The organism is Enterobacter cloacae complex sp. 385G4 (genome assembly GCF_057320665.1).
In genome coordinates, this window is record NZ_JBXWDD010000009.1 from 123,921 (window position 1) to 136,781 (window position 12,861).

The window sequence follows — 12,861 nt, forward strand, 5'->3', positions numbered from 1 at the left end:
GCATGCATAAATTAACACCTTACGATCCCGCCAACGCGTTGGAGGATGACGAGGAAATCGCCGTGTTTATCGCTGATGCACTAGAAACAGGCGACTCGACGTATATCGCTAAAGCCCTTGGTGTTGTCGCGCGAGCCAAAGGAATGTCGACCATTTCACAGCAAACCGGCTTATCACGTGAGCAGCTTTATCGTTCATTTAGTGATAAAGGAAACCCAACGCTCAAAACCACGCTCGCGGTCATGAAAGCATTGGGTTTTGGGTTAACACTCAAACACGCCGGGGATTAATACTCATCCCGCTCGTCGTCTTCATCCGGCTGTTCCATCACGCTATACGCCACTGCGCAGAACAGCGAGTTAAGACGCTTCATATCCCCCAGCAGCCCCAGGTGCAGGGAGCTGGTCTCGATGCTCTGCACGTTCTGCTGGTGCAGACGTTCAACGTGGGCGTGCGAGTAGCGACGGTTGAGGATGCGGAAACGATGCTTGTTGCGGCGCAGGCGGCGCGCGCTCGGTACGTCGCTGGAGAAGAAGACCGACATCGCCAGCTTCAGGTTGCTCACCAGCTTTTCGTGCAGCGCTTCCAGCTCCTTCAGCCCTTCCACGGAGAACGCCCGACGCGCGGCCAGGGATTTGTCCGCGATTTCGCTGCCCATACGCTCAACGATGTCCGAGGCCTGCTCAAGGTTAAGCGACATCTCAATGATTTCCGCCCAGCGGCGGGACTCCTCTTCCGCCAGTTCGTCCTGCGGGATACGCGCCAGATAGAGCTTGATGGCGGTATACAGCACGTTGATGTCGTCCGCCAGCCTGCGCAGCTCTTTTTCCTCGCGCGGCTCGCCGTGCATCACCTTTTTCAGCCCTTCGAGCATGGTTTCCATCGCGTCGCCCATGCGCAGCGTTTCGCGGGCGGCGTTGGCGATGGCCAGCGCGGGGGTGTCCAGCACGGAGGTATCCAGATGCTTCGGCTTAAGGCGCGCGTCCAGCTCCGGTTCATCACGGATAAGACGCTCGCAAAAGCGGGCCATCGGCGCGGCAAACGGCACCATCGCCAGGCAGCGCACCAGGTTATAGAAGACGTGGAAGTAGATCACCAGCTCCGCTTTCGGCAGCGGGAGGTTGTCCATCAGGTTTGCCAGCGGATGGACAAACGGCAGAATAATCAGGCTGCCCACCAGCTTAAACAGCAAACTCCCCAGCGCCACGCGGCGGGCGGCAGCATTGGCCGCGCTGTTGTTAAGCATCGCCAGCAGGCCAGAGCCGAGGTTAGCGCCGATCACCAGACACAGCGCCACCGGGAAGGAGATCGCGCCCGCGGCGGTGAGCGTGGCCGTCAGCAGCACGGCGGCCAGGCTGGAGTAACTGATGATGGCAAACACTGCCCCGATCAGCGCATCCAGCATGATGTCACCGGTCAGCGAGGCGAAGATGACCTGCACGCCGTTCGCCTGGGTGATAGGCGTCACCGCCTGCACAATCAGTTCCAGCGCCAGCAGAATCAGTCCGAGGCCAATGCCCACGCGGCCAAGCTGCCCGGCCCGGGTCTGCTTGCGGCCAAGGAAAAAGATCACACCGATGAAAATCAGCAGCGGCGACAGCCAGGAGAGATCGAACGTCAGGATACGCGCCATCAGCGCGGTACCGACGTCAGCACCCAGCACGATCACCAGCGCCGGGGCGAGCGCGACCAGATCCTGCGCCACGAAGGAGGTGACGAGCATGGTGGTGGCATTGCTGCTTTGCACCAGCGCCGTGACGCCAATCCCCGCGCAGAAGGCGAGCGGCTTCTTCTCAACGCTGCCGCTGAGGACGGTACGTAAGCGCGCGCCGAACACGCGCATCACGCCGGTGCGGACAATATGGGTGCCCCATACGAGCAGTGCGACTGCCGAAAGCAGATGTAACAACGTCAGCACGGAAGTGGGTTCTCCTTATCGTTTTAGATTTTATGATTGAGTATAAGGGTTTAAACGTAAGAAAGAGACAGGGCACCGTTGAGGTGCCCTGTTTGTTGTAAGGAAAAGTGACGTTAGTCTGCGTCGTAGCCTAAATTCGGCGCCAGCCAGCGCTCTACCTCAGACACGCTCATGCCTTTGCGCAGGGCGTAATCTTCGATCTGATCGCGCTGCAGCTGCGCCACGGCGAAGTACTTGCTGTCCGGATGACTGAAGTACCAGCCCGACACGGATGCGCCCGGCCACATGGCGAACGACTCGGTGAGCTTCATGCCGGTATGCGCTTCCACGTCCAGCAGTTTCCAGATAGTGCCTTTTTCGGTGTGTTCCGGACAGGCCGGATAGCCCGGCGCCGGACGAATCCCCTGGTAGTTTTCGCGGATCAGCTCCTCGTTGCTGAGGTTCTCATTCGCCGCGTAACCCCAGTACACCTTACGTACGCGTTCGTGCAGGTATTCAGCAAAGGCTTCCGCCAGGCGGTCGGCAATCGCTTTCACCATGATCTTATTGTAATCATCGTGTTGCGCTTCAAACGCGTCCGCCAGGGCGTCTTCTTCCAGACCGCCGGTTACCGCAAAGGCGCCGATATAGTCAGCTTTCCCGCTCAGCTTCGGCGCAACGAAATCTGCCAGGCAGTAGTTGGCAAAGCCCACTTTTTCGGTTTGCTGCCGCAGGTGATGGCTCACGGCCAGCACATGGGTGCGGGTTTCATCGCGGTAGATTTCCACGTCGTCACCCACGCGGTTCGCCGGGAACAGCCCCACCACGCCGCGCGGGTTGAGGGTTTTCTCTGCGCTCAGCGTGTCCAGCATATCGTTGGCGTCTTTAAACAGACGCTTCGCCTCTTCGCCTACGACTTCATCTTCGAGGATGCGCGGATATTTGCCCGCCAGCGACCAGGTCATAAAGAACGGCGTCCAGTCAATGTAGTTGCGCAGCGTCTCGATGCTGGCCGTCACGTCCTGCACGCCCAGACGATGCGCGACCGGCGGCGTATAGCTTGCCCAGTCAAAGGCCAGGTCGTTATCGCGTGCGGCAGCGAGCGTCACCGGCGGCGTGCGCGGTTTTTTGCGCCCGTGCTGCACGCGAACGGTTTCGTACTCCTGGCGAGTGCGCGCCACAAAATCGTCGCGCTGAGTCTCGGAGAGCAGTGCGGAAACCACGCCCACCGTGCGCGAGGCGTTCTGCACGTAGACCGTCGGGCCGCTGTAGTTCTGCTCGATTTTCACCGCCGTGTGCGCTTTCGAGGTGGTCGCCCCGCCAATCAATAACGGAATGGTGAAACCCTGACGCTCCATCTCTTTTGCCACGTTGACCATTTCGTCGAGCGACGGCGTAATCAGGCCGGAGAGGCCAATCAGATCGGCGTTCACTTCGCGCGCGGTCTTGAGGATTTTATCCGCCGGAACCATCACGCCAAGGTCGATAATTTCGTAGTTATTGCACTGCAGCACCACGCCAACAATGTTTTTGCCGATGTCGTGCACGTCGCCCTTCACGGTGGCGATAACCATTTTACCGTTGCTGGAGCCCTTCTCTTTGCTGGCTTCGATGAAGGGTTCAAGATAAGCCACTGCCTGCTTCATGACGCGAGCGGATTTCACCACCTGCGGCAGGAACATCTTGCCCTCGCCGAACAGATCGCCGACCACGTTCATGCCGTCCATCAGCGGCCCTTCGATCACCTCAATCGGGCGGGCTGCCTGCTGACGCGCTTCCTCGGTGTCCTGCTCGATGAACTCGGTAATCCCTTTCACCAGCGAGTATTCCAGACGCTTTTTCACGTCCCAGGAACGCCACTCGGCCTGCTGAACATTGGCCGATTCATCCGATTTACTGCCGCGGTATTTTTCCGCCAGGTCGAGCATGCGCTCGGTGGCGTCGTCGCGACGGTTGAGGATCACGTCCTCTACGGCATCGCGCAGTTCGGCAGGCAGATCGTCGTAAATCGCCAGCTGTCCGGCGTTGACGATGCCCATGTCCATCCCATTGCGGATGGCGTAGTAGAGGAACACGGCGTGGATCGCCTCACGCACCGGGTCGTTGCCGCGGAACGAGAACGAGACGTTCGACACGCCGCCGGAGATCAGCGCATGCGGCAGCTCGCGCTTGATGTCTTCACACGCGCCGATAAAGTCCTGGGCGTAGTTGTTGTGCTCTTCGATGCCGGTCGCGACGGCAAAGATGTTCGGGTCGAAAATAATGTCTTCCGGCGGGAAGCCCACCTCTTCGGTCAGAATTTTGTACGCGCGGCGGCATATCTCAATTTTGCGCTCGCGGGTGTCGGCCTGGCCCACCTCATCGAAGGCCATCACCACCACGGCCGCACCGTAGCGGCGCACCATCTTCGCGTGGTGGATAAAGATATCCACGCCCTCTTTCATCGAGATGGAGTTAACGATGCCTTTGCCCTGAATGCATTTCAGCCCTTTTTCGATGACCTCCCACTTGGAGGAGTCAATCATGATCGGCACGCGGGCGATATCCGGCTCACCGGCAATCAGGTTGAGGAAACGCACCATCGCCGCTTCGGCATCGAGCATCCCCTCATCCATGTTGATATCGATAATCTGCGCGCCGCTTTCCACCTGCTGGCGGGCGACGTCCAGCGCTTCGCTGTACTTCTCTTCTTTGATCAGGCGCTTGAATTTAGCGGAACCAGTAACGTTGGTACGTTCACCCACGTTCACAAACAGGCTGTCGTCGCCGATGGTCAACGGCTCCAGGCCGGAAAGGCGACAGGCAACCGGCAGCTCTGGCAGCTTGCGCGGCGGCAGCCCGTCCACGGCGCGGCTCATGGCGGCGATGTGCTTCGGCGTGGTGCCGCAGCAGCCGCCGACGATGTTCAGGAAGCCTGACTCGGCCCACTCGCGGATTTGCGCCGCCATGGTGTCAGCATCCAGATCGTACTCGCCAAACGCGTTCGGCAGACCGGCGTTCGGATGCGCGGTAACGTAGCATTCGGCGATGCGCGAAAGCTCCTGCACGTACTGGCGCAGTTCGTCTGGTCCCAGCGCGCAGTTCAGGCCGAAGGAGAGCGCGTCGGCGTGGCGCAGGGAGTTATAAAACGCTTCGGTTGTCTGGCCGGACAGGGTACGCCCGGAGGCGTCGGTGATGGTGCCGGAGATCATGATCGGCAGGTCAACGCCCAGCGCCTCAAACTCCTCTTTCACCGCGTATATCGCGGCTTTGGCGTTGAGGGTATCGAACACCGTTTCAATCAGGATCAGGTCGGAGCCACCTTCCACCAGCGCTTTGGTCGATTCACGATACGCCGTAACCAGCTGGTCAAAGGTGATATTACGAAACGCCGGGTCGTTGACGTCCGGTGAAATCGACGCGGTGCGGTTGGTCGGGCCAAGCACCCCGGCAACGTAGCGCGGCTTGTCCGGCGTGCGGGCCGTCCACTCGTCGGCACAGGCGCGGGCGAGCCTGGCCGCCTCATAGTTGATCTCCGCCGACAGGGATTCCATCTGGTAATCCGCCATGGCGATGGTTGTCGAGTTGAAGGTGTTGGTTTCTACAATATCCGCACCTGCTTCGAAGTAGGCGTTGTGGATATCCTTAATCACGGACGGCTTGCTGAGCACCAGCAGGTCGTTGTTCCCTTTCAGGTCGCAGGGCCAGTCGGCGAAGCGCTCGCCGCGGAAATCGTCTTCGCTCAGACGATAGCTCTGGATCATGGTGCCCATGCCGCCGTCCAGCACCAGAATTCGTTCATTTAACTGCGCACGCAGTTGCTCTACTTTGCTGCTCACACTTGCTCCCGACAACGCTCAACAAGGCCAAAAGGCTGCGTTCCATACTGGCACAATCTCGCAGGGTGGAAAAGTCACGCCGCGGTAACATGAGACATGTTCACCATCACTCCTCCGATCAGTCAGGAAAGCGGTTGCAAATTCACCAAATAAAACGAAAATGATTTCCACGATACAGAAAAAGGAGATCGTCATGGTCGCGACCGTTCCCGCCAAACGCGGCAGAAAACCTGCCGCCACCGCCGCTGCACAACCCGGCGGACAGGTTCAATCCCTGACGCGCGGTCTGAAGCTGCTGGAGTGGATAGCCGAGTCGCACGGTAGCGTGGCCCTGACGGAGCTGGCCCAGCAGGCTGGCCTGCCGAACTCCACCACGCACCGCCTGCTGACCACCATGCAGCAGCTGGGCTTTGTCCGCCAGGTCGGCGAGCTGGGGCACTGGGCGGTGGGCGCGCATGCGTTTATCGTGGGCAGCAGCTTCCTGCAGAGCCGTAACCTGCTGGCGATTGTGCACCCGATCCTGCGCAAGCTGATGGAGGAGTCCGGCGAGACGGTGAACCTTGCGGTGCTCGACCAGAGCGACCACCAGGCGATTATCATCGACCAGGTGCAGTGTACGCAGCTGATGCGCATGTCCGCGCCGATTGGCGGCAAGCTGCCGATGCACGCATCCGGGGCGGGGAAAGCGTTTCTCTCGCAGCTGAGCGAAGAGCAGGTGACGGGGCTGCTGCACCGAAAAGGGCTGCACGCCTACACCCACGCCACGCTGGTGTCGCCGGTGCATCTGAAAGAAGATCTGGCGTTGACCCGCAAGCGCGGCTATTCGTTTGATGACGAAGAACATGCGCTGGGGCTGCGCTGCCTCGCGTCCTGTATTTTCGACGAACATCGCGAGCCGTTTGCTGCGATCTCCATCTCTGGCCCCATCTCACGTATGACCGACGACCGGGTGACCGAGCTGGGCGCGCTGGTGATTAAGGCCGCGAAAGAGGTGACGCTGGCGTACGGTGGGATTCGTTAAACCGCACACAAAACCGCTGCTTGCGGCGGTAAGCGTACACATCCTCCACGTGCCCATTTTTGATCCGCGTTTGTAGCCCGCGCCAGTAGCTGGCGTGGAACAGATCTTCATGCATTTCTTCAAATAACGGCCCGATGCGTGGATCCGCACACAGCCAGTGGCGAAACTCCTCGGGAAACACATCGCCCGGCGAAACGCTGTACCACGGCTCGCTGGAGAGCTCATCCTCCGGGTAACGGGGCGGCGGGATATCGCGAAAATTCACCTCGGTCATGTAACAAATTTCATCGTAATCGTAGAACACCACCCGCCCGTGCCGGGTGACGCCGAAGTTTTTAAACAGCATATCGCCAGGGAAGATATTGGCGGCGGCGAGCTGGCGGATGGCGTTGCCGTACTCTTCGATGGCATCACGTAATGCCTGGCCCTCTGACTGTTCCAGCCAGATATTGAGCGGCACCATACGGCGCTCAATATAGAGATGGCTAATCGCTATTTTACCGCCCAGATCGGTGATTTTCGTCGGCGCTTCCTGCATTAACAGCGACATGAGCGCCGGATCGATCTGCTGCTTATCCAGCACAAAGTTTTCAAACTCCTGGGTATCGGCCATTCGCCCGACGCGATCGTGCTCTTTTACCAGCTGATAGCAGGCGCGGACGTGCGCGGCGGTCATCTCTTTCTGCGGGGCGAATTTGTCTTTTATCACCTTAAAGACCCGGTCGAAGCCCGGCAGCGTGAAAACCAGCATCACCATGCCGCGGATACCTGGCGCTTCGATAAACTGCTCATCCGCCGCGGTGACATAGCGCAGATACTCCCGATAACTTTCCGTTTTGGCATGCTTCTGACAGCCAATCGCCATATACAGCTCGGCGGTGGTTTTACCTGGCAGGATCTCGCGCAGCCACTCCACCAGGGCGGCAGGCAGCGGGGCGTACACCATGAAATAGGAGCGGGCGAAGCCAAATACGATGCTGGCCTCGGCGCTGGTGGTCAGGCAGGTATCGACAAACAGTTCGCCGTCGTCGGTACGGTGAATGGGCAACAGAAACGGCACAATGGCCGTCGGCGTAACCAGTTTGCCCACCAGCCAGGCGGCCTTATTCCGGTAGAACAGCTCGTTGGCCACCTGCAAATGGCTACGGCTGAGCACCTCCTCGCCGTAGGTTTCACGAAGATGCGCATGGATATAGCCGATATCCCGGAGCTTGTTCTCCCACGGCAGGCGCAGCGGCAAATCCGTTAAGATGCGATGCAGGAGCTTTTCCCACCCGCGATCGGGAAAGAAATCTTTCGCCAGCGGACGCGGAATGGTACGGAAGCGGCGCTCAGGCTGGGAGCTGAAGATAAATAACCGCTCAGGAGATAATGAGCGGTGGTCAAATAACCGGCAATAGACGGAGTTGAAAAAGCTCTCCGCAATCTCGAAGCGAGGGTAGTCGGGTAACAGATGGGTGTAATGCTCTTTCACGCGCAGTAAAAATGCCGCGTCCGGGCTTTTACCGTCGGTAATACAGCGCAGCTGCTCCACCACCAGACCCACATGGTGGTCATAGAGATGAATACGCTGCTTCATGGCCTGCTGAACCGCATGCCAGTCTGCATGTTCGAAGCGCTGCTGCGCGCCGGAGGTCACTTCCAGAAAACGACCATACTGGGCATCAAAGCCCTGCAGAATGGTTTGGGCAATCAGTAATTCCAGGCCACGCGACATATATTCCCCCTCACCACCAACCCTCTCCCCAGGGGGGAGAGGGGGAAAAGATTAGAACTGTGCTTCTTCCGTTGAACCCGTCAAGGCGGTGACGGAGGAGGTGCCGCCCTGAATAATCGTGGTCACATTATCAAAGTAGCCGGTGCCCACTTCCTGCTGGTGAGAGACGAAGGTATAACCATCTTTGCCCGCCGCAAACTCCGGCTGCTGCACCTTCTCAACGTAGTGCTTCATGCCCTCCCCCTGCGCGTAAGCGTGCGCCAGGTCGAACATGTTGAACCACATGCTGTGGATGCCTGCCAGGGTGATGAACTGGTACTTGTAGCCCATATCCGACAGCTGCTGCTGGAAGCTGGCGATGGTTTTGTCATCCAGCTTTTTCTGCCAGTTGAAGGACGGCGAACAGTTGTAGGCCAGCAGCTTTCCCGGATATTTCGCATGAATCGCATCGGCAAAGCGCTTCGCCAGCGCCAGATCCGGCGTGGACGTTTCACACCAGACCAGGTCGGCGTAAGGGGCATAGGCCAGGCCGCGGCTGATGGCCTGTTCGATACCGGCATGCGTGCGATAGAACCCCTCGCTGGTGCGCTCGCCGGTAATAAATTCGCTATCGTACGGATCGCAGTCAGAGGTGATCAGGTCTGCCGCATCCGCATCGGTACGGGCAATCACCAGCGTCGGCACGCCGAGCACGTCAGCAGCCAGACGCGCGGCAACCAGCTTCTGAATCGCTTCCTGGGTCGGGACGAGAACTTTTCCGCCCATATGCCCGCACTTCTTCACCGACGCCAGCTGGTCTTCGAAGTGAACGGCCGCTGCACCGGCCTCAATCATCGATTTCATCAGTTCGAAGGCGTTCAGCACGCCGCCGAAGCCCGCTTCCGCATCCGCCACGATCGGCAGGAAGTAATCAATAAAACGCGGATCGTTGGGCTCAATGCCTGCGGCCCACTGGATCTGATCCGCGCGGCGGAAGGTATTGTTGATCCGATCCACCACCGACGGTACCGAGTTGGCCGGATAAAGAGATTGATCCGGATACATGCTGGAGGCCAGGTTGGCGTCCGCCGCGACCTGCCAGCCGGAAAGGTAAATGGCTTCTATGCCGGCCTTCGCCTGCTGCAATGCCTGACCGCCGGTCAGCGCACCGAGGCTGTTGATATAACCCTTTTTGGAGCCACCGTGCAGCAGCTTCCACATTTTCGCCGCACCGTTCTGTGCCAGCGTGCATTCCGGGTTGACCGAGCCGCGTAATTTCACCACGTCCTCCGCGCTGTAAGGACGGCGGATGCCTTCCCAGCGCGGTTGAGTCCACTCTTTCTTTAATTCTTCGATTTGTTGGGTACGGGTTTTCATGTGCAGATGCTCCATATTGTTATGTGGTGAGTTACGCCAGGAAGCGGTAGCCCGGCAGGGTCAGGAAGTCGATTAAGTCATCTGATGTGGTGATTTGCTCCATCAGCCGCGCTGCGTCGTCAAAGCGTCCGCTGCTGAAGCGGTGTTCGCCCAGCTCGTCCTGGATGACCCGCATCTCTTCGGCAAGCATCTGACGGAACAGGGCTTTGGTGACCGGCTTGCCGTTGCTGAGCGTTTTTTGATGGTGGATCCACTGCCAGATAGAGGTGCGCGAAATTTCCGCCGTGGCAGCATCTTCCATCAGGCCGTAGATAGGCACGCAGCCGTTGCCGGAGATCCACGCTTCGATGTACTGGACCGCGACGCGAATATTGGCACGCATCCCCTCTTCCGTTCGCTCGCCCGCGCACGGTGCCAGCAGCTGTTCTTCAGCCGTTGGGGCATCTTCTTCGCGCGTGACAAACAGCTGATTTTTGTTATCGCCGAGTACGCGATTGAAGACCTCCATCGCCGTATCGGCCAGGCCCGGATGGGCAATCCACGTGCCGTCGTGACCGTTACGGGCTTCCAGCTCTTTATCGGCTTTCACCTTGTTGAGCACCTGATTATTGCGCTCCGCGTCTTTGCTCGGGATAAAGGCCGCCATGCCGCCCATCGCAAAGGCACCGCGCTTGTGGCAGGTTTTAATCAGCAGACGCGAATAGGCGCTCAGGAAGGGTTTATCCATGGTCACGACCTGGCGGTCCGGCAGTACGCGATCGGGATAATTTTTCAGGGTTTTGATGTAGCTGAAGATATAGTCCCAGCGTCCGCAGTTCAGGCCGACAATGTGGTCGCGCAGGGCATGCAGAATTTCATTCATCTGGAACACGGCGGGCAGCGTTTCAATCAGCAGCGTGGCCTTGATCGTGCCGCGCGGCAGGTTGAAGCGATCTTCCGCGTAGCTAAATACTTCGCTCCACCAAGCGGCTTCCTGCCAGGCCTGCGTTTTTGGCAGATAGAAATAGGGACCGCTACCTTTTGCCAGCAGGTTTTTGTAGTTATGGAAAAAATAGAGTGCGAAATCAAACAGGCTGCCCGGAATGGCTTCTCCACGCCATGTGACATGTTTTTCAGGCAGGTGCAGACCTCGTACACGACAGATCAGCACCGCCGGATTCGGTTTGAGCTGGTAGATTTTCCCGGCTTCGTTGGTGTAGCTGATGGTGCCGTTGACGGCATCGCGCAGGTTGATCTGCCCGTCGATAACTTTGTTCCAGTCCGGGGCCAGCGAGTCTTCAAAATCGGCCATAAAGACTTTAACGTTAGCGTTCATGGCGTTGATCACCATTTTGCGCTCTACCGGACCAGTGATCTCAACGCGACGATCCTGTAAATCTTCAGGAATGCCGCGGATTTTCCACTCACCACGACGAATGGAAGCAGTTTCCGAAATAAATCCTGGCAACTTGCCGTTATCGATTTCCTGCTGTTGGTGAATGCGTGCCGCCAGCAGCTTATTGCGCTGCGGCGTAAAGCGGGTCACCAGCTCAGTCAGAAACTCTACCGCTTCGGCCGTCAAAACCTGCTGTTCTTGCTCACCATTCGGCTGGGTAAAGGTCAATTCATCGACCGTGCTTGCCTGTTGAGTCATCGTTCTGCTCCTCATCAAAGATCCAAAATCACGCCCCCAATGCGAACGAAAGATCGTTGTGTAGTTTTCGCTCAGCAGAATTAAGACTATCTATAATTTTTCCAAAATCAAAAACAATTTCCATTTTAATATTAATTACAGCGCAACATGATGATTAATATGGAGTTAAAGTTTCCTGACATGTTGAACAGGATTTCGGAAATAAAAAAGGCACCCGAAGGTGCCTGATGTGAATAGCTGAAACGCTTTAGGATCGTTTAATGCAGACGATTACTCCAGCGTCGGATTCATGTGGCGAAGATCGTACGGCGTAATCTGGTAGACGTAATAGTTGAGCCAGTTAGTGAACAGCAGATTTCCGTGGCTGCGCCAGGTGGCTCCTGGTTTGTTTTGCGGATCGTTTTTCGGGAAATAGTTGTACGGGATATCCGGATTAAGACCCGCTTCGACATCACGGAAATACTCTGATGCGAGAGTATCGGGATCATACTCAGGATGGCCGGTAACGAACGCGATACGTTTGTCTTTACTGGCAAACAGGTAGGCATCCCCGTCTTCCGTTTCGGCCAGGATCTCCAGATCGGTGTAATCACGAATCAGCTGGGCCGGAAAATCGGCGTAGCGAGAATGCGGGGCCAGGAAGGTGTCATCAAAACCACGCGTCAGCAGCGCGTGTGGATGAAGAATGTGGTGTTCGTATACGCCGGAGAGCTTTTCAGTGCGGGTTTGCTTGGGAATACCGTAGAGAATGTTGAGTGCGGCCTGTACCGCCCAGCAGACAAACAAGGTGGATGTAACGTGATCTTTTGCCCACTCCAGCACCTGCCTGATCTGCGGCCAGTAGGCAACGTCATTAAATTCCACCAGACCCAGCGGTGCGCCAGTGACGATCAGTCCGTCGAAGTTTTCCCCCCGAATATCTTCGAAGTTACAGTAGAAGTTATTCAGATGCTCAGAGGGCGTGTTACGTGACTCGCGGGCATCAATACGCAGCAGTTGAATATCGACCTGCAGCGGGGAGTTCGACAGCAGACGCAGAAACTGATTCTCCGTCTCAATCTTTTTCGGCATCAGGTTGAGGATGAGAACCTTCAGCGGGCGAATTTCCTGACCTGTCGCGCGTGAAGCCGTCATCACGAAGACGTTCTCTTCACGTAAGAAATTGACGGCTGGTAGCTCGTCCTGCACCCGAATCGGCATAACCTTACTTCCTCACAATATACGTATAAACGTTTAGACATCCAGACAGCTAACGATACCCAGAAATGGTATGAATGTCGAGCCTGCAAGTCGAAGGTGAGAAAGTTTCAGGGAGAGGGAGAAAAACAAAAGCAAAAAACCCCGCACCTTACGGTACGGGGTTCTTCTTGATTGATGCCTGGCAGTTCCCTACTCTCACATGGGGAGACCCCACACTAC

The 12,861-nt window shown here is 57.5% G+C and carries 8 protein-coding genes; 2 read left to right on the forward strand and 6 right to left on the reverse strand.

The window, feature by feature from the left end; translation table 11 throughout:
• The first annotated feature begins 2 nt into the window (after positions 1–2).
• Complete coding sequence (locus AC2FAJ_RS19710) at positions 3–290, forward strand: addiction module antidote protein (RefSeq protein WP_060573145.1); 288 nt, start codon at positions 3–5, stop codon at positions 288–290.
• Here the strand turns inward: AC2FAJ_RS19710 and AC2FAJ_RS19715 are convergent.
• Positions 287–1,918 (reverse strand): Na/Pi cotransporter family protein, encoded by a 1,632-nt coding sequence (locus AC2FAJ_RS19715; RefSeq protein WP_041911578.1) that lies wholly within the window; start codon positions 1,916–1,918, stop codon positions 287–289. The two genes, AC2FAJ_RS19710 and AC2FAJ_RS19715, sit on opposite strands and share 4 nt — an antisense overlap.
• Before the next feature lie 113 nt (positions 1,919–2,031).
• Positions 2,032–5,715, reverse strand: a complete 3,684-nt coding sequence (gene metH / locus AC2FAJ_RS19720; protein ID WP_485454433.1) for a methionine synthase — start codon at positions 5,713–5,715, stop codon at positions 2,032–2,034.
• Between the two features lie 193 nt (positions 5,716–5,908).
• On the opposite strand from metH, the gene iclR reads away from it, so the two are divergent.
• Complete coding sequence (gene iclR / locus AC2FAJ_RS19725) at positions 5,909–6,736, forward strand: glyoxylate bypass operon transcriptional repressor IclR (protein ID WP_072201792.1); 828 nt, start codon at positions 5,909–5,911, stop codon at positions 6,734–6,736.
• Here iclR and aceK read toward each other — a convergent pair.
• The 4 genes from aceK to metA form a co-directional block, all read right to left on the reverse strand.
• Entirely contained in the window at positions 6,690–8,453 is a 1,764-nt protein-coding gene (gene aceK, locus AC2FAJ_RS19730) for a bifunctional isocitrate dehydrogenase kinase/phosphatase (protein ID WP_485454434.1), read from the reverse strand. The genes iclR and aceK overlap by 47 nt on opposite strands.
• A 51-nt stretch (positions 8,454–8,504) precedes the next feature.
• Positions 8,505–9,809 (reverse strand): isocitrate lyase, encoded by a 1,305-nt coding sequence (gene aceA / locus AC2FAJ_RS19735; RefSeq protein ID WP_041911582.1) that lies wholly within the window; start codon positions 9,807–9,809, stop codon positions 8,505–8,507.
• A gap of 31 nt (positions 9,810–9,840) precedes the next feature.
• A complete protein-coding gene (aceB, locus tag AC2FAJ_RS19740; RefSeq protein WP_319880382.1) occupies positions 9,841–11,442 on the reverse strand; it encodes a malate synthase A in 1,602 nt (533 codons plus the stop codon).
• 270 nt (positions 11,443–11,712) lie between these two features.
• Positions 11,713–12,642: a homoserine O-succinyltransferase MetA gene (gene metA / locus AC2FAJ_RS19745; RefSeq protein WP_485454435.1), complete on the reverse strand. Its 930-nt coding sequence runs from the start codon at positions 12,640–12,642 to the stop codon at positions 11,713–11,715.
• Positions 12,643–12,861: the final 219 nt, after the last annotated feature.